The sequence below is a fragment of the Stenotrophomonas sp. YJH_SMC_36 genome, from assembly GCF_059369935.1.
Window position 1 is genome coordinate 98814 of the sequence record NZ_JCAFTD010000005.1, and the last position, 21027, is coordinate 119840.

Annotated in this window: 16 protein-coding genes; 6 read left to right on the forward strand and 10 right to left on the reverse strand. The window is 68.3% G+C overall.

Translation table 11 applies throughout. The features are described 5' to 3' along the window. Positions 1-54 precede the first annotated feature (54 nt). The 3 genes from AC5P76_RS10875 to AC5P76_RS10885 all read right to left on the reverse strand — a co-directional run bounded on the left by AC5P76_RS10875 (position 55) and on the right by AC5P76_RS10885 (position 3037). On the reverse strand, positions 55-1500 hold the full coding sequence (locus tag AC5P76_RS10875) for an ExeM/NucH family extracellular endonuclease (RefSeq protein WP_253119926.1): 1446 nt from the start codon (positions 1498-1500) through the stop codon (positions 55-57). Between the two features lie 200 nt (positions 1501-1700). Continuing rightward, entirely contained in the window at positions 1701-2219 is a 519-nt protein-coding gene (locus AC5P76_RS10880; RefSeq protein ID WP_053518595.1) for a c-type cytochrome, read from the reverse strand. A gap of 200 nt (positions 2220-2419) precedes the next feature. Further along, complete coding sequence (locus AC5P76_RS10885) at positions 2420-3037, reverse strand: TetR/AcrR family transcriptional regulator (RefSeq protein ID WP_197600131.1); 618 nt, start codon at positions 3035-3037, stop codon at positions 2420-2422. 155 nt (positions 3038-3192) lie between these two features. Here AC5P76_RS10885 and AC5P76_RS10890 point away from each other — a divergent pair, with 155 nt between their 5' ends. The 3 genes from AC5P76_RS10890 to AC5P76_RS10900 are packed head-to-tail and all read left to right on the forward strand — an operon-like array spanning position 3193 to position 7985. Next, positions 3193-4356: an isovaleryl-CoA dehydrogenase gene (locus AC5P76_RS10890; RefSeq protein WP_053518598.1), complete on the forward strand. Its 1164-nt coding sequence runs from the start codon at positions 3193-3195 to the stop codon at positions 4354-4356. 9 nt (positions 4357-4365) lie between these two features. Then, the gene (locus tag AC5P76_RS10895; protein WP_065174183.1) at positions 4366-5976 is read left to right on the forward strand and encodes a carboxyl transferase domain-containing protein; all 1611 of its coding nucleotides are present in this window, start codon (positions 4366-4368) and stop codon (positions 5974-5976) included. A 26-nt stretch (positions 5977-6002) separates the two neighbouring features. Continuing rightward, a complete protein-coding gene (locus AC5P76_RS10900; RefSeq protein WP_253118337.1) occupies positions 6003-7985 on the forward strand; it encodes an acetyl/propionyl/methylcrotonyl-CoA carboxylase subunit alpha in 1983 nt (660 codons plus the stop codon). A gap of 6 nt (positions 7986-7991) precedes the next feature. Here the strand turns inward: AC5P76_RS10900 and AC5P76_RS10905 are convergent, their stop codons facing one another. Continuing rightward, a complete protein-coding gene (locus AC5P76_RS10905) occupies positions 7992-9161 on the reverse strand; it encodes a putative peptide maturation dehydrogenase (protein ID WP_053518602.1) in 1170 nt (389 codons plus the stop codon). Between the two features lie 118 nt (positions 9162-9279). Between AC5P76_RS10905 and AC5P76_RS10910 the strand changes: the two genes are divergently transcribed. Beyond that, on the forward strand, positions 9280-9564 hold the full coding sequence (locus tag AC5P76_RS10910) for an NHLP-related RiPP peptide (RefSeq protein WP_053518604.1): 285 nt from the start codon (positions 9280-9282) through the stop codon (positions 9562-9564). Between the two features lie 7 nt (positions 9565-9571). On the opposite strand, the gene AC5P76_RS10915 is transcribed toward AC5P76_RS10910, so the two are convergent. From AC5P76_RS10915 to aceB, 4 genes are all read right to left on the reverse strand, one after another. Then, on the reverse strand, positions 9572-12088 hold the full coding sequence (locus tag AC5P76_RS10915) for a putative peptide modification system cyclase (protein WP_164151113.1): 2517 nt from the start codon (positions 12086-12088) through the stop codon (positions 9572-9574). 16 nt (positions 12089-12104) lie between these two features. Further along, on the reverse strand, positions 12105-13145 hold the full coding sequence (locus tag AC5P76_RS10920; protein WP_053518607.1) for a GGDEF domain-containing protein: 1041 nt from the start codon (positions 13143-13145) through the stop codon (positions 12105-12107). A 357-nt stretch (positions 13146-13502) separates the two neighbouring features. Further along, positions 13503-14795: an isocitrate lyase gene (gene aceA / locus AC5P76_RS10925; protein ID WP_053518608.1), complete on the reverse strand. Its 1293-nt coding sequence runs from the start codon at positions 14793-14795 to the stop codon at positions 13503-13505. Between the two features lie 64 nt (positions 14796-14859). Further along, positions 14860-16482 (reverse strand): malate synthase A, encoded by a 1623-nt coding sequence (gene aceB / locus AC5P76_RS10930; protein ID WP_253118338.1) that lies wholly within the window; start codon positions 16480-16482, stop codon positions 14860-14862. A 109-nt stretch (positions 16483-16591) separates the two neighbouring features. Between aceB and AC5P76_RS10935 the strand changes: the two genes are divergently transcribed. Together AC5P76_RS10935 and AC5P76_RS10940 are read left to right on the forward strand one after the other, a co-directional pair. After that, entirely contained in the window at positions 16592-17560 is a 969-nt protein-coding gene (locus tag AC5P76_RS10935) for a LysR family transcriptional regulator (RefSeq protein WP_164151111.1), read from the forward strand. Between the two features lie 308 nt (positions 17561-17868). Then, complete coding sequence (locus tag AC5P76_RS10940; RefSeq protein WP_053520468.1) at positions 17869-18777, forward strand: LysR family transcriptional regulator; 909 nt, start codon at positions 17869-17871, stop codon at positions 18775-18777. Between the two features lie 86 nt (positions 18778-18863). On the opposite strand, the gene AC5P76_RS10945 is transcribed toward AC5P76_RS10940, so the two are convergent. Then, complete coding sequence (locus AC5P76_RS10945) at positions 18864-20120, reverse strand: MFS transporter (protein ID WP_065182046.1); 1257 nt, start codon at positions 20118-20120, stop codon at positions 18864-18866. A gap of 122 nt (positions 20121-20242) precedes the next feature. Continuing rightward, on the reverse strand, positions 20243-20869 hold the full coding sequence (gene lepB, locus AC5P76_RS10950) for a signal peptidase I (protein ID WP_065174178.1): 627 nt from the start codon (positions 20867-20869) through the stop codon (positions 20243-20245). Positions 20870-21027: the final 158 nt, after the last annotated feature.

Sequence of the window (21027 nt, forward strand, 5' to 3'; positions counted from 1 at the left end):
CCCGGGGGTCGGATCCCATTCCGTTGGAATGGGATCCGACCCCGGCGTTGGGCATTACTTGTCGAAGCCCAGCAGCAGCGGGTCGTGGTCGGAACTGCGCCATGGGCCGGGCACATTGCGCCCCTGGTAGCCGCTGGCGTCCTGCTCGTCGGCATTGCTGTGCCATTCGGCGGCGCCCGCCAGGCGGCGTGCCATGGACGGACTCAGCAGGGCGTGGTCGAGGCGGCCGCTGTAGCCGTTGTAGACGTAGCTGTAGGGATGTTCGACCTTGGCCACCTTGAAGGCGTCCTGCCAGCCCAGCGTGTGCAGCGTGCGGATCGGATCCTCCATCGCATAGGCGTTGAAATCGCCCAGCATCACCACATCCTTCACCTTCAGGCGCGCGGCTTCGGCCTGCACCCACTGGTTGAGCTGGCGGGCCGATTCGACGCGCGTCGCATTCCAGCAGCCCTGGCCATCGTTGCGGTCGGCGTCGGCACCGCTGGCGTCGCGGCACCCCTTGGACTTGAAGTGGTTGGCGACCACCATGAACGGCGCGCCCTTGCCCTGGAAAGCCTGCGCCAGCGGTGCGCGGCTGTGCTCGGCAAACGGGCCATCAAGCTTGGTCAACGGCGGGCCCAATGTCTTGAACGCACCGCGCTTGTAGATGATGCCGACGCGGATGGGATTGGTGCCGGGGCCTTCGCCCGGATCGACCGCCACCCATGCGTCGTCCGGTCCGGCGTGCGGCCGGTCATTGAGCGCGGCCAGCAGCTCGGCAATGGCCGACTGCGGTCCGTAGCCATCGTTCTCCAGCTCCATCAGGGCGGCGATGTGGGTATCGAGTGCATTGATGGTGGCGACCAGCTTGGCTACCTGGGCCTTGTGCTCCTCGAGCGTGCGGGCACCGCGCAACGTCGGGAAGCCGCCGCCCTGGCCGTCGCCATTGAAGTAGTTTTCCAGGTTGAACGCCGCGATACGCAGGCTGCCAGGCACCTCCGGCACCGCCGGCCGCTGCAGTGCGGGCAGGCTCAGCGTGCCTTCCACCTGCAGCTGCGGGCGGCCCTGCGCGTCCACGCGGACAGTGCCTTCCACATTGCGCAGCAGCATGCCGGTGCGCAGCACCGGGTTGCCCGGCAGGTAGGCCACGCTGCCCGGATCACGCACGTCGCTGCCATCGTCCAGGACCAGGCGGCGGCGCAGGTTGTCAGCCATCACCTGTTCGATGCCGGCGGTGCCTGGCGCGGCCACTTCGGTCGGCTGCCACAGGCGACCGCCGAAGGCGACCGTCAGCTGGCCGGAGCGTTCCAGAGCGTCGGTGCCGGCCAGGGTCAGCGGCGCAGCGATGCGCACACGCTGGCCGTCCAGCGCGCGCCAGTCGGCCGGCGCGGTGGCCAGTACAACGGTGGAGTTGCGTGGGGTGGACGTCGCCGGGGCCGGCATGGCCTGCGGCTGGGCCTGGGCAAAGGCAGATGCCGGCAGCAGCAGGGACAGGACGAGAACAAGGGAACGGCGGCGCATCGACGGGCAGACTCCACGGAATGGGGGCACAGACTAACCCCGAAATACGAACGCCCGACTGCAGCCCGGCGATCTGCCCAGGTGGGCAAAGCCCCGGGGGCCGTCGACGACGGGATCGCAGCGCCGGGCCCATGCCCGGCAGCCGCCCATGCAGGTGGAGCAGAGGCTGCCGAGGGCAGGCCCGGCGCTGCGGAAAGGCCCTACTTCAGGTTGCCCAGCATCCAGTCCACGGTGGCGTGGATCTGTTCCTCGGTCAGCGCCGGGTTGCCGCCCTTGGGAGGCATGATGCCGCCGTCCGGGCCGGTGTAGCCCTCGATGGCGTGCTTGTAGAGCGTGTCCTTGCCCTGCGTGATGCGCTGGTCCCAGTGCGCGCGGTCCAGGGTCGGCGCCTGGCCCACCCCGGTGGTGTGGCAGGCGGTGCACAGGTTGTCGAAGATGACCTTGCCATCGGTGGTGCCGCCGTAGGCCACCTGCGAGGCGGCCTTGGCCAGCGCGGCCGCCTTGGCCGCCGCCTGCGCGGCTGCACCGGTACTGCCGGCGTACACCGCTCCGGTCGGCGCGATGCGCTGTTCGGTGCGTTTGGCCGCAGTGGGCGACACCTCGGGCGGAATCCGGGTGTGCAGGAAGGCGGCAAGGAAGATCAGACCCAGAGTGATGGCCATCAACAGCGCGATCACCATGGAGAAGCGTTTCAGGAACTCCAGATCGTAATTCCGCACTCTTCGTTACCCCTGGCTGGTAGTCGTTGGACCACGGCTGAGCGACTGCGTGATGGGCCGAGTATAGAACGCGCCCTGCGCGCGACAACAGGCTTCGCTGCTGGTGCGTCGCAGCATTGCGGGATCGGCCACATGCGGTAGCGCCGGGCCATGCCCGGCGAGCACGCAGCGCCGCAGAAGCCGCCGGGCATGGCCCGGCGCTACCGCTTCACCGGTGCGCCGATGGCACGCAGGCAGAAGCTGCAGATGGCGTCGACCAGCGCATCCTCGTCGCGATGCGCTTCACGGCTGGGCGCAGTCGGGCCAACCATCGCTTCGGTGAAGGCCCCGACCAGGCACGCGGCCGCCACATGCGCATCCTGCGCAGGCAGTTCGCCGGCGGCCACACCTTCCTCCACCAGGCGCAGGAACACATCGCCGAAGGCACGGCGGCCGCGCATGCGCTCGGCTTCCACGTCCGGATCGACCGGTTCGACGATGAAGGCGTGGGCCAGCCCCGGACCCGCCAGGGCGCGACGCACGAAGGCGGCGATGGCCAGCCGCAGGCGCTCGCTGGCGGCCTCCGGGCCGCTGGCGATGCGTTCCATGATCGCCACTTCATGGGCCACCGCCGCGTTGAGCACCTCCACGAACAGGTCGGCCTTGGAGGGGAAATGACGGTAGATCAGGCCGGTGGAGACCCCCGCCTGGGTTGCCACGGCGGTCACCGGGGCGTTTCGCCAGCCGCCGGTGGCGACCCGTTCACGGGTTGCCAGCAGGATCCGCTCGCGGGCCCCGGCCAGGCGTTCTTCCATCAGTGCAGAGCGTTTGTAGGCCATGTTTTGATTCTGGTTTCAATTTTTGAATTTGTGTTCACTTCTTTCCCGAACCCCGTTACGCTGGGGCCTCGCCCGTGCCGGCGCGGTCCTGGAAACCATCGCCGGCAAGCCCTGGGTGCGTCCATCCCCCACTTTGCCGCCGTGGAGCCGCTGTAATGCACGTGCCATCCCTGAACTTCGATCTCGGTGAAGAGATCGACCTGCTGCGCCAGAGCGTGGCCCATTTTGCCGCCGCCGAGATCGCGCCGCTGGCGGCCGAGGCCGATGCGACCAACCAGTTCCCGCAGGCACTGTGGCCGAAACTGGGCGAACAGGGCCTGCTCGGCCTTACCGTCGAGGAAGAATACGGCGGTACCGGCATGGGCTACCTGGCCCACGTGGTGGCGATGGAAGAGGTCTCGCGCGCCTCCGGCGGCATCGGCCTGTCCTATGGCGCGCACTCCAACCTGTGCGTGAACCAGCTGCGCAAGAACGGCAGCGAGGCGCAGAAGCAGCGCTTCCTGCCCGACCTGTGCAGCGGCGCCAAGGTGGGCGCACTGGCGATGAGCGAACCCGGCGCCGGTTCGGACGTGGTATCGATGAAGCTGCGCGCCGACAAGCGTGGCGATCGCTATGTCCTCAACGGCAACAAGATGTGGATCACCAACGGCCCGGACGCCGATGTGCTGGTGGTCTATGCCAAAACCGACATGGACGCCGGCGCCAGGGGCATCACCGCCTTCCTGGTTGAAAAGGGCATGCCGGGTTTCTCCACCGCGCAGAAGCTGGACAAGCTGGGCATGCGTTCCTCGCCGACCTGCGAGCTGGTGTTCCAGGACTGCGAGATTCCCGAAGAGAACGTGCTCGGCAGCGTCGGCGGTGGCGTGCGCGTGCTGATGTCCGGCCTGGACTACGAGCGCGTGGTGCTGTCCGGCGGCCCGCTGGGGCTGATGGCTGCGGCCATGGACGTGGTGATGCCGTACGTGCACGAACGCCACCAGTTCGGCGAAGCGATCGGCAGCTTCCAGCTGATCCAGGCCAAGATCGCCGACATGTACGTGGGCCTGGGCGCCTGCCGCGCCTACGTGTACGCCGTGGCACGCGCCTGCGACCAGGGCCGTACCACCCGCCAGGACGCGGCCGGTGCGATCCTGTACGCCGCCGAGAAGGCCACCTGGCTGACCGGGCAGGCGATCCAGATCCTCGGTGGCAACGGCTACATCAACGAGTACCCGACCGGCCGCCTGTGGCGCGACGCCAAGCTGTACGAGATCGGTGCGGGCACGTCGGAGATCCGCCGCATGCTGATCGGCCGTGAATTGTTCCAGCGCACCCTGTAAGGCCACCCCATGACCGTCCTGAACAGCCAGCTGCAACCGGGCAGCGACACGTTTGAAAGCAACCGCGCGGCGATGCAGGCCGTGGTCGACGATCTGCACGCCACCCTCGCTCGCACCGCCCTGGGCGGCAGCGAGGCGGCGCGCGCCAAGCACACCGCGCGCGGCAAGCTGCTGGTACGCGACCGCATCGACGCCCTGCTCGATGCCGGCAGTGCCTTCCTGGAAATCGCGCCGCTGGCTGCTCATGGCATGTATGACGATGCCGTGCCGGCAGCCGGCGTGGTTGCGGGCATCGGCCGGGTCAGCGGCGTGGAGTGCGTGATCGTGGCCAACGATGCCACGGTCAAGGGCGGCACCTATTACCCGATGACGGTGAAGAAGCACCTGCGTGCACAGGAGATCGCCGAGCAGAACCACCTGCCGTGCATCTATCTGGTCGACTCCGGTGGCGCCTTCCTGCCGCTGCAGGACGAGGTATTCCCCGATCGCGACCATTTCGGCCGCATCTTCTACAACCAGGCCAACCTGTCCGCGCAGGGCATCCCGCAGATCGCCTGCGTCATGGGCAGCTGCACCGCCGGTGGCGCCTACGTGCCGGCGATGAGCGATGAAACGGTGATCGTGCGTGAGCAGGGCACCATCTTCCTCGGCGGCCCGCCGTTGGTGAAGGCGGCCACCGGTGAAGTGGTGACGGCCGAGGAACTGGGCGGCGCGGACGTGCACACGCGCATTTCCGGCGTGGCCGACCACATGGCCGACAACGACCTGCAGGCGCTGGCGCGGGTCCGCGCGATCATCGCCCAGCTGAACTGGCGCAAGCCGGAACCGGCGATGGCGATGCAGCCGCCGGAAGAACCGTTGCTGCCGGCGCACGAACTGTACGGCGTGATCCCGGCCGATACGCGCAAGCCCTACGACGTGCGCGAGGTGATCGCACGCCTGGTCGATGGCTCGCGCTTCGATGAGTTCAAGCCGCGCTATGGCGCCACCCTGGTCACCGGCTTCGCCCATCTGAACGGCTACCCGATCGGCATCATCGCCAACAACGGCATCCTGTTCTCCGAGTCCGCGCTGAAGGGCGCGCACTTCATCGAGCTGTGCACCCAGCGCGGCATCCCGCTGCTGTTCCTGCAGAACATCACCGGCTTCATGGTCGGGCGCAAGTACGAACAGGGCGGTATCGCCAAGGACGGTGCCAAGCTGGTGATGGCGGTCGCCTGCGCGAAGGTGCCCAAGTTCACCGTGGTGATCGGCGGCTCGTTCGGCGCCGGCAACTACGGCATGTGTGGGCGGGCCTATTCGCCGAATTTCCTGTGGATGTGGCCCAACGCACGCATCGGCGTGATGGGTGGCGAACAGGCCGCCAGCGTGCTGGCCACGGTGCGTCGCGATGGCATCGAAGCCAAGGGCGGGCAATGGCCCGCTGCGGAAGAGGACGCGTTCAAGGCACCGATCCGCGAGCAGTTCGAGCAGCAGGGCCACCCGTACTACGCCAGCGCGCGCCTGTGGGACGACGGCGTGATCGATCCGGCCGATACCCGCCGGGTGTTGGCCCTGGCGCTGTCGGCCAGCCTCAACGCCGCCCCGCAGCAGACGCGCTTCGGCGTGTTCCGCATGTAACCCGCGCCATGACCGAGCCTGTCGCCATGTTCACCAAAGTCCTGATCGCCAACCGTGGCGAAATCGCCTGCCGCGTCATCGCCACCTGCCGCCGCCTCGGCGTCGCCACCGTGGCGGTGTATTCCGATGCGGACCGCAACGCCCGCCACGTGCGCCTGGCCGACGAGGCCATCCACATCGGGCCGGCCGCCGCACGCGAGAGCTATCTGCGCGGCGAGGCCCTGCTCGACGCCGCACGCCGGAGCGGCGCGCAGGCGATCCATCCCGGATACGGCTTCCTGTCCGAGAACGCCGACTTCGCCGATGCCTGTGCCGCCGCCGGCATCACCTTCATCGGGCCGCCGGCCAGCGCGATCCGCGCGATGGGTGACAAGAGCGCGGCCAAGGCCTTGATGGCCAAAGCCGGCGTGCCGCTGACGCCGGGTTATCACGGTAACCAGCAGGCGCCGGACTTCCTGCGCGCGCAGGCCGATACGATCGGCTATCCGGTGCTGATCAAGGCCAGCGCCGGCGGTGGCGGCAAGGGCATGCGCAAGGTCGAACGCAGCGAGGACTTCATCGATGCGCTGGCCAGCTGCCAGCGCGAGGCCGCCTCGGCGTTCGGCAACGACCATGTGCTGGTCGAGAAGTATGTCGAGCGACCGCGCCATATCGAGATCCAGGTGTTCGGCGACAGCCACGGTGATGCGGTCTACCTGTTCGAGCGTGACTGCTCGGTGCAACGCCGGCACCAGAAAGTGCTGGAAGAGGCCCCGGCACCGGGCATGAGTGCCGAGCGCCGCGCGGCGATGGGCCAGGCGGCGGTCGACGCTGCACGCGCCGTGGGCTACGTCGGCGCGGGCACGGTGGAGTTCATCGCCGGCCCGGACGGTGATTTCTACTTCATGGAAATGAACACCCGCCTGCAGGTCGAGCACCCGGTCACCGAGTTCATCACCGGTACCGACCTGGTGGAATGGCAGCTGCGCGTGGCCTGCGGCCAGCCACTGCCGCTGCGCCAGGACCAGCTGGCCATCCACGGCCACGCGATCGAAGCACGGCTGTACGCCGAAGATGCCGACCGCGGCTTCCTGCCGTCCACCGGTACCCTGCGCCGCCTGCGCCTGCCGGCTGCTTCGGCCACCGTGCGCGTGGATACCGGCGTGGAGGAAGGCGACGCCATCACGCCGTATTACGACCCGATGATCGCCAAGCTGATCGTCTGGGATGTGGACCGCGACAGCGCATTGCACCGCATGAGCCAGGCGCTGGCTGACTGCCAGGTGGTGGGCGTGACCACCAATGCCGGTTTCCTGCGCCGGCTGGTCCACACCGATTCATTCGCGCACGCCCGGCTGGATACCGCACTGATCGAACGCGAGCAGGCCGCCTTGAGCGCCATCGGTGACAGCGACGATGCACTGTGGCAGTTGGCCGCGGTCGCCGCGGTTGCCAGCACGGCCGACGCCGGCAGCGACCCGCGCGACCCCCATTCGCCCTGGCGCGCACAGGATGGCTGGCGCCTGGGTGCGCCCGCGCCCCGCGTGCTGCCGCTGCAGCAGGGAGAGCGCCGGCACGTGCTGAAGGTGTGGGCACAGGCCGATGGCTGGCGTGTGCAATGTGATGATGCGGCTCCCCGGACGGTGCTCGGCCGCCTCGACGGCGACCACCTGACGATGCAGCTGGACGGCCGTCGCTGGTCACTGCAGCTGCTGCGCGAGGGTGACCAGCTGTATCTGTTCGGCGCCGATGGCCAGCACCGCTTCACCCTGCACGACCCGGTCGGCGAGTCGGAGCATGCGGTGGCCGATGCAGGCAGCCTGCTGGCGCCGATGCCCGGCAGGATCGTGGCCACGCTGGTCGAGGCCGGTGCCCAGGTCAAGCGCGGCACGCCGCTGGTGGTACTCGAGGCGATGAAGATGGAGCACACCCTGCAGGCACCGGCCGACGGCACAGTGAAGGGTTACCGGGCGAAGGCCGGCGACCAGGTCGGGGACGGCGCGGTCCTGGTCGACTTCGAAGCGGCCTGAGCCACGCTACGGCGTGATCCTGGCGGGCCAGACACGGCCCGCCGGGTCCATCTCCGAGGTCTGCATCGTTGCCGCGCGCCAGCCGAAGCCGCATACCGCCAGCGCGCCTTCCGCCATCGGCTGCAGGGCAAGCGCGCGCGCGGCCTCGGCCTCGTTGATGGCCGCCGTGACGAACGCGCCCAGGCCCTGTGCGGTGGCCGCGCTGTAGAACGCCTGCGAGATGTGCCCGGCGTCGAGCATGACCGCACGGTAGGCCTTGGCGTGGTTGCGGTACTTCCAGAAGGTGCGCTCGAAGCGGCACACCAGTACCAGCAGCACGTGGGCATCGGCGAACCAGTGCTGGCCCGCCAGCAGGCGCAGGCGGAACCCTGCGGGATCGTCGGGCTGCACCGGCAGCGGGGCCAGTTCATGCGCGACTGCGTGGTAATGGTAGAGCCCCGGCGCCAGGCCCTGCACGTCGCGCACCATCAGATAGGCTTCCAGCGGATGCAGGCTGCCGGCCGAGGGCACGTTCTTCTTCAGGAACCGCACGTCCGGATCGGTTTCCACCTGTGCCTGCGCCATCAGCACCTGCTGCAGCAGCCGTGCCAGCAACGGCAGCGGCAGCGCGCGGGTCGCATCGAAATTCCGGCAGGTGGCACGCGCCTGCAGCAGTTCCTGCATCGGATCATCATCGCAGCGGGGCAGCGCAAGCGCGCCGGGCTGGCGTGGCGGCGCCTCCGGCGGCGGATTGCCGAAGCTGCGGACCAGGTCGCGCGCGGTCACCAGCTGCTGACGCTGCATGTCCGCGCTGCTGTCCACGCCATCCCAGCAGGATTGCTGGTAGTGCAGCGCCGACAGCGGCCACCAGTGGCTGTCGCGCACGCGCTGCTCGGCCGCACAGGCCTCGGCATGGGCCGGATCGTCGCTCACCAGCAGTCCCTGCTGCAGCAGCGCCAGTACGCGGCGGCGGCAGGCCGCATCCTCCGGCATCGGCTGCCAATGCTCGGCGCTGCAGGCCAACAGCCAGGCGCAGCTGTCGGCATCGATCTCGCATGCCGAAGGCAGGTGGGCGGTACGCACCTGCAGCCGCTGCTCGAAGGTCACCCCGGTGCCGCCGGCCATCAGGTCGGCCAATGCAAAGGCCGGGCGTTCGACCGGCTCGACGAACAGTGTCCGGCAACGGCGGAATCTCATCGGCGTGCAATCGAAAGGCCTGCGGGGGCGCCGATCATAGCGCGCTGCACGTGCCTGCCATCAACTTCGCACGATCGCTGCCGATACTTCCATTTTCCCAGCCCGTCGGTTGCACGCCATGTCTTCTTCACCGCTTCCCACCCACGTCGTCCAGCAGCTGCTGGAACGCCTGTCCAGCGACGATGACTTCCGCAAGGCTTTCGCCGCGGATCCGGGCCAGGCACTGCTCGATCTGGGCGCCGATGAAGACTGCGTGCGCGCCTGCCATACGCCGCTGGCCACGCTGGGCAGCAAGGCCGAGTTCGCCAAGGCCGCTCCGCGCCTGCGCGAGCTGCTGGACGCGCGTGCCTCGTTCACCGTGCCGTTCCTGTTCGAGGATGGCCTGCCCGGCCTGGATCGATAGACCGGCCTCAGGGCGCGGCCACCGTGCCCTTGTCAGGCATCACTGCGGCGGCGCGGCCTGCCGCCAGCCGCTGCACGTCCATCGCGTTCAGTGGCAACAGAGCGTAGTCACCGGTGTCTTCAGCAAATGCCAGGCCGGCGTGGCGCTGCAGCCACGCCGCCTGCCGTGCGACCGCGGCCTGGTCGCCGCGCGCGGTCACCAGATCCAGCTGCAGCACCCGCCACTGGAACAGGTTCGCCGACGGCTGCTGCGCCAGCAGGTCCTGCGCCTGGTCCAGGTCACCCTGGTCGAAGGCCATGCGGGCACGCAGCAGGTTCCAGAGCTCGCGCAGACGCGGATCCGCGTCGCGCTCAGGCAGGGCCTGCAGCGGGTCCCTGCGCTGCATCACCACCGAGGCGTGGCCTGCGCGCGCGGCATGATAGGCCGCCGCCAGGGCGATGAATGCATTGCGGCGCGCTGGCGCAGGATGGCGACGGTCGACCGCGGCCAGCGCCCGGTCCAGCACACGCAGGTATTCCTGCGCCGTCACGTGGTCGCCTTCCTGTTCGCGCCAGGCCAGTGCCTGCAGCGCGTAGATGTCGCACAGCCCACCGACCGTCGTGCACTGGGCAGCCACCTGCCGCATGTCGGTGGCTGCCTCGTGCGCGCGCTCCTGCATGGCCAGCACCGCCGCGCGCAGCATGCGCGTCCCCGGCCCCGATACGGGCATCGCCGCAAAGCCGGCATTGGCGGCCTCGAAATCACCAGCCAGCGCGGCGATCACCGGCTCCATGCCATCGCCATTCCAGCCCGGATGAAGGCGTGCGCCACGCAGCGCCGCTTCGGCTGCGGCGACTTCGCCACGGGCCAGCTGCACCCGCGCCACGAACACCAGCACCAGCGCACGCCGAGAATGCTGGCGGGCCAGCAGCGGCTGTGTTGCGGCCAGGGCGCCGTCATAGTCGCCCTGGGTGTACAGGATCTTGGCGTAGTTCATCCAACCGGCCGGGTCGTCCGGGTACAGCTCGGTCAGCAGGCGCCACTTGTCGGCGATGCGCATGGGCGGTGCACCTGCGAAATCCGCTGCCCACGCGTCAAGGTACAGCTGGTCGCGTGCGGTCAGGTGGGCACGCTGGCTGACCGCCTTCCGGTACAGCACGGCGGCCTGCTCCAGGTTGCCCTTGGCGTGCTGGATGGTCATCTGCCCCACATAGGCAAAGGCGAATGCGGGATCGAGCCGGGTGGCCTGCTCGTAGAACATCAGTGCGTCGTCGTAGCGGGCGGCCGCCGTGGCATCGACGCCCTTGGCGTAGGCATGCAGGGCATCGAGATTGGCCGTCGCCACGGTGGGCAGTGGTCGCTGATCGCGACCGACATCACGCAACGCTTCGCCCAGGTCGGCGCGCAGCGCTGCCACCACGTGGTCGGTGGAGGTCAGGATCGATTCCAGGCCTCGACCATCGGCGTAGCGCGTATAGACGGTCTGGCCGCTGTGCGGATCGACCACTTCGACACTGACCCGCACCTTGCCGTTGAGCTCGAGCACGCTCGGTACCAGCACCGCGCGCGCGCCGTCGCGCAGGGCCACCTCGATGGCCAGGCCTCGGTCCAGCCGTGCCTGTGGCGAGCGCTGCATCAGCTGCAGGGTGTCGCGCACCTTCAACTCGCTGAGGATGTTGACGAAGCGTGACTGACCCAGGCTGATGTACAGCGCCTGCTCCAGGCTGCTGTCCAGCTGCGGATAGGCGGTGGTGTTCTGCACCGCGGCCAGGATCACCCAGTCCCGTTCGGCGAAGGCGATGGCCGGCGCCGGGCGCAGCAGCATCCACAGCAGCACGCCCAGCGTCACCGCCAGCGCGGCCTCGGTGACCACAGCCGCGGGACGCCGCCACAAGGGTAGATCGCGCCATGCCTTCTCGCCCGAGCGCGGTCGACGCAGCGGCGCACTGCCACGCAGGCCGATCTCGAACACATCCTGGCGCTCGGTGATGCCCTTGAAGCGCCAGCGCCCATGGTGCTTCCAGCGCAGCGCCTCGCTGGCCCAGGGCAGCGTGGAGGTAGCGCGCCGTGCCATCTGCTCGGCGGTGGCCGACAGCAACACCTGGCCCGGCCAGGCCAGCTGCATCAGCCGCGCCGCCATCGGCTTGGCCAGGCCCTCCACCTCCACCGGCTTGGCGCCATGGGCCATTGCTTCGGCACTGTTGTTCCACAACAGCACGTCACCGACATGCAGGCCCGCACGCGCGCGCAGCACGATGCCGCGCTCACGCCCCAGCGCCTCCACCGCAGTCTGGTAGGCCAGGGCAAAACCGACGCCATCGATGGTGCGCTCGAACAGTACGAACAGGCCGTCGGAACGGTCGATCAGCTGCCCGTTCCAGCGCTGCTGCAGACCCAGCACCAGACGGTCATGCTGCTGGAACAGCTCGGCCGCCGCCACATCACCGATCCGCTCAACCAGCTGCAGCGAATCGCACAGGTCGGTGAACAGCAGCGCGCGCAGCTGCTGGTTGTGTGGCGCCGACGTTCCTTTGTCGCCCTTCATCACCGGTGTCTCCGCTCTAGTGCCCGTCCGGCGCGTCCACCCAGCGCAGGCAGTTGCCGCCATCGCGCTTGGCCTGGTACAGCGCTCGGTCCGCACGCGCATACCACTCGCTCCAGTCCGCATCCGGCGCCAGCAGGCTGGCGCCGATGCTCACCAGGCTCACATGGGGCGTGCCATGGCTGCGTTCGAGTAGACCATGCACCGCGCTGAGGATGAACTCGGCGGCATGCTGCACGATTTCGTGGGTGCCGCGCCGCAGGATGAGGCAGAACTCATCGCCGCCCAGGCGGCAGGCCAGGTCGTGTTCGCCGGCCATCGAGCGCAGGATGTTGCCCATGCTCTGCAGCACCCGGTCGCCGGCCTGGTGACCGTGCCGGTCGTTGATCTGCTTGAAGCGATCACAATCGATCAGCAGCAGGCCCTGCGGTGCGCCCTGCCCATCGGCCCGGCACTCCTGCAGGTACAGGGTCAGCCCGCGGCGGTTGTGCAGCCCGGTCAGTTCGTCGGTACGCACCAGCTCACGGGTGTGCGTGAGCTGGTGGGTGGTGATGTACAGATTGTCGAGCGCCGTTTCCAGATCGTGGTTGCGGCGCCGCAGCTGGCTGATCAGCGCCTGCTCGTTGGTCAGCACGCGCATGATCGTACGGCGCAGGAAGTAGGCCACCAGCCCTGGATCGGCATCGACCAGACGCTGGAAATCGGCCGGCCCCAGTTCCAGCACCTGGCAATCGACCAGCGCACGTGCACCGGCACTGCGCAGGTGATCGCCGACCAGCAGGCCCAGCTCGCCGAAGAACTCCTGGTGGCCGAGGACCTTGATCACCAGATCCTCGCCGAAATCCAGTTCGATCCGGCCTTCCAGGATCACGTACATGCGCTCGCCACGATGGCCGCGCTGGAACAGCCACTGCCCGGCTTCGAGCCGGCGCGGCCGGCCGAATCTGGCGAACAATGCGACCTCGGCATCGGACAGCAGCGCATGCACGATCTCGGCCATCGCCACATGGGCGATACCGGTCGTTGCATCAGTGTTCTCGGCCGCACCCCTGCCGGTCATTCCCTGCACCCGCCGCCAGCGTCCCCTGGTGAGCCGCGGAGCATAGCACCGCTTTAAAGTGTGCGCCCTATCTCATTTTTACGAATCGACAGCCGGTAGGTGCGTGGAGACCGGGGGCTGCACCTTGGGAGCACGACTGTCCGTAAAAATTCCTGCCGGATCAAGCTGATGCCCGTCTTCACAGGGTTTGGGCCAAGTTGCGTGGCGAGGCGTGCGCCCGATTGACGCGGATGCCATGCGGGACCGGGCCGAGGGGATACAACAACGCCGGCAGGTCCCCCGACCGGCCGGCGTTGTCTGGCCCTTCCCTGGCCACCCTGAGCGGTGTCGGCAGCCGATCGCACGGCCACCGTTGGATCAGGCCGCGCGTTCGCTGTGGAACTGCTCTTCTTCGGTCGAACCGGTCAGCGCGGTGGTGGAGGACTGTCCCTGCTGGATCGCCTGGGTGACCGCGTCGAAGTAACCGGTGCCGACCTCGCGCTGGTGCTTGACCGCGGTGAAGCCGCGTTCGGCCGCTTCGAACTCCGCCTCCTGCAGCTCGACGAAGGCGCTCATCTGCCGGCGCGCGTAACCGTGGGCCAGGTTGAACATGCCGTAGTTCAGCGCATGGAAACCGGCCAGGGTGATGAACTGGAACTTGTAGCCATAGCTGCCCAGCTCCTTCTGGAACTTGGCGATGGTGGCGTCGTCCAGGTTCTTCTTCCAGTTGAAGCTCGGCGAGCAGTTGTAGGCCAGCAGCTTGCCGGGGAACTTCGCATGGATGGCTTCGGCGAACCTGCGCGCGAACTCCAGGTCCGGCTTGCCGGTCTCGCACCACACCAGATCGGCATACGGTGCATAGGCCAGGCCGCGGCTGATGGCCTGTTCCAGGCCGTTGCGGGTCTTGTAGAAGCCTTCGACGGTGCGCTCGCCGGTGGTGAACGGCTTATCGTTGCCGTCGATGTCACTGGTCAGCAGGTCGGCCGCTTCGGCGTCGGTGCGCGCCACCAGCAGGGTCGGCACACCCAGCACATCGGCCGCCAGCCGTGCCGCGTTGAGCTTCTCGATGGCCTCGCGGGTCGGCACCAGCACCTTGCCGCCCATGTGGCCGCACTTCTTCACCGATGCCAGCTGGTCCTCGAAATGCACGCCCGCGGCGCCGGCTTCGATCATCGCCTTCATCAGTTCGAACGCATTGAGCACGCCACCGAAGCCGGCCTCGGCATCGGCCACGATCGGCTGCAGGAAATCGATGTCGTCCTTGCCTTCAGCGTGATGCAGCTGGTCGGCGCGCAGCAGCGTGTTGTTGATGCGCTTGACCACCGCCGGCACCGAATCGGCCGGATACAGCGACTGGTCCGGATACATCTGCCCGGCCAGGTTTGCATCGGCCGCCACCTGCCAGCCGGACAGGTAGATGGCCTTCAGGCCGGCCTTGACCTGCTGCATGGCCTGGTTGCCGGTCAGTGCGCCCAGCGCGTTGACGAACTCGCGCTCGTGCAGCGATTTCCACAGCTTCTCCGCGCCGAGCCGGGCCAGCGAATGCTCGATATGGACAGTGCCGCGCAGGCGCACCACGTCGGCGGCGCTGTAGTTGCGCTGGATGCCTTCCCAGCGCGGGTTGGTGTCCCAGTCGTGCTGGATCTGTTCGGCAGTGGGCAGGGTGCTCATGTCTATCTCCAGTTCAGTGGTGCGTGCAGCGGGAAGGGAAGCGGCGTGGAAACGGGCGCGGGGATCAGTCGATGCGCGCGTAGGCCGGCAGGGTCAGGAAGTCGGTCAGTTCATCGTTGCGGCTCAGTTCGCCAAGCAGGGCGATGGCTTCGCCGATGCGCGCGCCGCCGGGCAGCGCCGTGGTATCACCCAGGCGTGCGGGCAGCTGCGCCAGGGTGGTGTCGAGCAGTGCCAGGTCGATGGCCGTGCCGTCGTCCAGCTGCTGGCCCGGGGTATGCAGCCACTGCCACAACTGGCTGCGGCTGATCTCGGCGGTGGCCGCGTCTTCCATCAGGTGATGGATGGGCACGCAGCCGTTGCCGTCCAGCCACGCGGCCAGGTAGCGCACGCAGACTTCGACATTGCCCTCGAAGCCGGCGCGGGTGATGGTGCCCGGCGGACGCGCGATCAGTTCGTCGCGGCCCACGCGCACGTCCTGACGCAGGACGTGGTGCTGGTTGGGCGCAGGCATGCGCTCGTCGAAGATCGCCATCGCCACCGGAATCAGCGCCGGATGCGCGACCCAGGTGCCGTCATGGCCTGCACTCACCTCGCGCAGCTTGTCGGCACGCACACGCGCCATCGCCTGCTCGTTGGCAGCGGCGTCGTTGTTGATCGGAATCTGCGCCGCCATGCCGCCCATCGCATGTGCCCCCCGGCGGTGGCACGTCTGGATCAGCAGTTCCGAATACGCCTTCAGGAACGGCTGGGTCATGGTCACCTGGCCGCGCTCGGGCAGCACGCGGTCGGCGTGGCGGCGGAAGGTCTTCAGGTAGGAGAAGATGTAGTCCCAGCGCCCGCAGTTCAGGCCGACGATGCGGTCGCGCAGCGCGTGCAGGATCTCGTCCATCTCGAACACCGCCGGCAGCGTTTCGATCAGCACGGTCACCTTGATCTGCCCGTGCGGCAGGCCCAGCATGCCTTCGATGTGCGACAGCGCGGTCTCCCACAGGGCCGCCTCTTCCATGCTCTGCAGCTTGGGCAGGTAGAAGTACGGGCCACGATCCTTGCGCTGCAGCGTGCGGGCGTTGTGGAAGGCGAACACCGCCGCGTCGAACAGCCCACCGGCCAGGAACTGGCCATCGATGCGGACGTGCTTCTCGTCCAGATGCCAGCCACGCGGGCGCACGATCAGCACGGCCTGCTCGTCGTACGGGCGCAGGGTGTAGTGCTTGCCGTTGGCCGCGGTGTACTCCAGGTCACCACGCACCGCAGCGGCCAGCGACTGCTGCCCGGCCAGCAGGTTGCGCCAGGTCGGCGAGGTCGAATCCTCGAAGTCGGCCATGAACACCTTGGCGCCGGAGTTCAGCGCGTTGATGACCATCTTCGGATCGGTCGGGCCGGTGATCTCGACGCGGCGGTCCTGCAGCGCGGCCGGCAGCGGCGCGACGGTCCAGTCGCCGCTGCGGATCGCGGCGGTGTCCTCACGGAAGTCCGGCAGGCCGCCGCGGTCGAAGAACGCCTGGCGCTCACGGCGAGCCTGCAGCCGCGCCTGCCGGCCCGGCTCCACCGCCCGGTGCAGCGACACCAGCAGGGCCAGCAGCGGCGCCGGCAGCAGGGTGTCCTGGCCGGCCACCCGGGTCGCCAGGGCGATGCCGGGCGTGGCCTTGGCGGCGGGGGAGGGAACAGCGGAAGCGACGGCAGACATGGGACGACTCCAGCAGTGGGGAACGTCTCCACCGTGCCGCTGGCGCTCAGTATTTGGCAAAACAGTTTTTGCAATGCTTTACATAAATTGTGCTAATACTCGTTACGCCATGACCACGCGCAGCTCGCCAAGTCCTCGTTTTTCCTACAAATCCGACCGCCTGAAACCCTTGCGTGCGTTCTGCCAGACCGTGCGTCTGGGTTCAGTCTCACGGGCGGCTGAGGCGCTTTTCGTCAGCCAGCCGGCCATCAGCCTGCAGTTGCAGGCGCTGGAGCGGGAGCTGGGCGTACCGCTGTTCGAGCGCAGCGGCCGCCGCCTGGTGCCCAGCCGCGAGGGCCAGCTGCTGTACGAAATGGCACAACCGCTGGTGGAGAGCCTGGACGGGCTGGAGGCGCGCTTCCGCGACAAGGTGCGCGGGCTGGATGCGGGCGAACTGAACATCGCGGCCAACAGTTCGACCATCCTGTACCTGCTGCCGAAGATCGTCGAGCGCTTCCGCATGCATCACCCGGACGTGCGCCTGACCCTGCACAACGCGATCAGCGCGGACGGCACCGACCTGCTGCGCGAGGACGCCGCTGACCTGGCCATCGGCTCGATGACCGACGTGCCCGCCGACCTCAGCTACGCCCCGGCCTATCGTTTCGAGCAGGTGCTGATCGCGCCGCATGACCATCCGCTGGCCCGGGGCGCGGAGCTGGAGCTGGCCGACATCGCCCGCTATCCGCTGGTGCTGCCGCCGAAGCGGCAGATCACCTACCGTCTGGTCGACCAGGTGTTCCAGCGCCATCGCATCGCGTACACCGTCGCCCTCGAGGTGGGCGGCTGGGAAGTAATCAAGCAGTACGTGGCGATGGGCATGGGTATTTCCATCGTGCCGGCGCTGTGCCTGAACGAGGCCGACCACGAGCGGCTGGCGGCGCGGTCGATGAAGCGCTGGTTCCCGGAGCGCAGCTATGGCGTGATCGTGCGCCGCGGCAAGGCGCTGTCGGCGCAGGCACGAGCGTTCATCGAGCTGATCCAGCCGGAACTGTTCAGCCCGCGCGATTACGACCAGAGCGGGCACTCCGAGCGGTGAGGGGGTTCTGGTTTGCAGGGCTGCCGCCCTGCACCTGCCGAAGCCTCAAGCCGAAGCAACGGCAACAGCTGGCTATGTGTGGGACGGCGGGATGGGTCCGGTTGCGGGGGGCGCCGTAAACCCGTCCATGGGGGCTTGGTCGCGGCATCCATGCCGCTCACACCCCCGCAACCGGACCCACCCCGCCTTCGACAGTTTCCCTCTGTTGTTTAGTGCCAGCTGCTCTTGGCGGATGCCGACCGTTGGTCGGCACGGGGTCGGATCCAACCTCTGATTCATTTCCGGCTGGCGATGAATAGACTGGGCGCATGTCCATCGAACTGCGCCACCTGCGCTATTTCCTCGCCGTTGCCGAGACCCTGCACTTCGGCCAGGCGGCCGAGCGGCTGGGCATGTCGCAGCCGCCGCTCAGCCAGCAGATCCGCCAGCTGGAGGACCTGATCGGGGCGCGCCTGTTCGTGCGCAGCCATCGCCGCGTGCAGCTGACGCCTGCCGGTGAACTGCTGCAGGAGCGCGCGCGGGCCATCGTGCAGCAGGTGGAGACGGCAGTGGACGAGGTACAGCGTGCACAGCGCGGCGAGCAGGGTGAGCTGCATATCGGGCTGACCCGGGCCACGCCGCTGTCCCCGCAGATTCCGCGCTCGATCCTGCGCTACCGCCAGCAGTATCCGCAGGTGCGGCTGCAGCTGAGCGAGATGAACACGCTGCAGCAGATCGACGCCCTGCTCGACGGTTCACTGGACGTGGGCATCATCCGCAAGCGCGCGCTGCCGCCGGAACTGGTTGCGCACAGCCTGTTCGTCGATCCGCTGGCGTTGATCGTGCATGCCGACCACCCTGCCCTGCGCCGGCTCCCGGAACAGGGAACGCTGTCGCTGCGTGCGTTCGCGCAGGAACCGTTCGTGGCCTTTCGACGCAGTGCCGGCGCCGGCATCCATGACCACATGATCGCGCTGTGCGCGGCTGCCGGATTCACTCCACGCATCGTGCAGGAAGCCGGTGAGGCGTCCACGCTGATCAGCCTGGCGGCGGCTGGCCTGGGTGCGGCGATCCTGCCGTCCTCGTGCGACCACATCCGGGTGGAAGGCGCGCGCTTTGTCGCGCTGGCCGATGCCGGCGCGCACTCGGAGGTGCAGCTGGCATGGCGCCGTGAGGGAGTGACGCCGCTGATCCGCAACTTCGCCGGCCTGCTGCGCGGCGCGTTCGCCGAAGAGTGAAGCGCCGCGCTGCGCGCTCGCCGGGCATGGCCCGGCGCTACCCGGTCAGGGTCGAAACGGTAGCGCCGGGCCATGCCCGGCGAGCATCAGGCCGTCACCGGCTGCGGGGCACGCTGCTGCAACGCCCAGACGATGCCACCGCCAAGCAGGGTCAGCACTGCCGCGAACGCGCACACCCCCAGCCAGTCCCACGCGGCGTAGGCAAGCCCGCCCACACCGCCCAGCACGCTCGACCCCAGGTAGTAGGCGAACAGATACAGTGCCGAGGCTTCCGCGCGCATCATGCCCGCCCGGCTGCCGACCCAGCTGCTGGCGACCGAATGACCGCCGAAGAAGCCGAAGGTCACCAGCGCGATGCCCAGCGCCATCGTGGTCAGCCACGGCATCGCCAGCAGCGCGATGCCGGCACCGATAAGCACGAAGGAGATCGACAGGACGCGCCCACGGCCGTACCGCGTGGCCTGTTGGCCCATCCATGCCGAGCTGAACGTACCGACCAGGTAGACGCTGAAGATCAGCCCGACCACGGTCTGGCTGAGGTGGTACGGCGGCGCCAGCAGGTGATAGCCGAGGTAGTTGTAGAGGGTGACGAATACGCCCATCAACACGAAGGAGGTGGCGAACAGCCACGGCAGGCCGGGATCGGCGAACAACGTGCGCCAGCGCGACGGCAGCTGGCGCAGGCCGCCGCGACGGGCCTGGAAATGCCGCGATGGCGGCAGCTGCAGCCACAGCAGCACGGTGCTGGCCACGGCGATGATCGAGACCACGCCGATGCCCCAGCGCCACCCCCAATGGTCGGCGATGATGCCGGCGAGCAGGCGCCCGCTCATGCCACCAATCGCGTTGCCGCCGATGTACAGGCCCATCGCCAGGCCCAGTGCGCGGCTGTCCATTTCTTCGACCAGATAGGTCATCGCCACCGCCGGCACGCCACTCAGGGCCAGGCCCAGCAGGGTGCGCAGCACCAGCAGCGTGGTCCAGTCATCGACCAGGGCGGTACTCAGCGAGAGGATGGCCGAGGCCAGCAGGGCGACGATCATCAACGGCCTGCGGCCCACGGCGTCGGACAGCAGCCCGGCCAGCAGCATCGCCACGGCCAGCGTGCCGGTGGTCAGTGACAGCGACATCGCGCTGCCGGCGGCGGAGACGCCGAAGTGGCGGCTGAACTCGGGCAGCAACGGCTGCACCGTGTACAGCAGGCCAAAGGTGGAGAAGCCGGCCAGGAACAACGCGACCGCAGTGCGGCGGAACGCTGGCGTGCCCTGCTGGATGCGCGTCTCGGGGCTGGAATCGGCAGGAGGGAAGCGACGTTCGGGGGCCGCGGCGGTTTCGCCAGTCATGGGATCGATGGGCCGTTGGGGGCGGCCGGGGTGGAGGGAACGGGCCCCAGACTAGGCCCGTCCACCCAGTCGATCCATAACCTGAAAAGTCAGGATTGATATCCCTGACGTATCGATTCAGCTCACAGGTGCTGCCACTGGAAGCCATCGCCACGACGGTAGTAGACGGCCACCGCGCGCCCGTAGACTTTGTCGGCGTCGACAAAGCCGAAGAAGCGGCCATCGAAACTGTTGCCGCGATGATCCCCCAGTACCAGCAGCTTGCCGGCCGGTACCACCAGATCCGCAATGTCGGGACCACCGCCCATGTCCAGGTCCAGGCGGGCACGGCGGCTGCCGAAGGCCTCCACGTCCTGCAGGTCGGCCATCTGCAGCGGGTGGCCGTTGATGCTCAGGTGGCCCTCGTGCAGTTGCACGTGGTCGCCGGCCACGGCGGCGACCCGCTTGATCAAGCGGGTGCCGTCGGCAGGCGAATCGAATACCGCCACCTCGCCGCGCTGCGGCTGGCCGGTGGACAGCAGGGACGTGTTGGTGAACGGCAGGCGCAGGCCATAGGCACGCATGTCCACCACCACCCGGTCACCGGGCTGCAGGGTCGGCTGCATCGAGCCACTGGGCACCACGTAATGATTGGCGAGGGTGTCGCGGGCGGCGGCGAGCAGGCCCAGCATGAGCAGCAGCGGCAGCGCCTCCTTCTTCAGCCAGGCGAGAGCGCGTTGCGGGAACGGCGGTCGGGCAACAGCATCCATGTCAGGTTCCGATGGGGTGGCAGGGTCTTCAGACCCCATCCGGGTGCAAGAGGTTCCCGGTCGCGCCGGGCCATGCCCGGCCGAGTGTTGGAACGGCCGCGCCATGTGCTCGCCGGGCATGGCGCGGCGCTGCCGATGCAGGGTTACGCAGGTTTTAC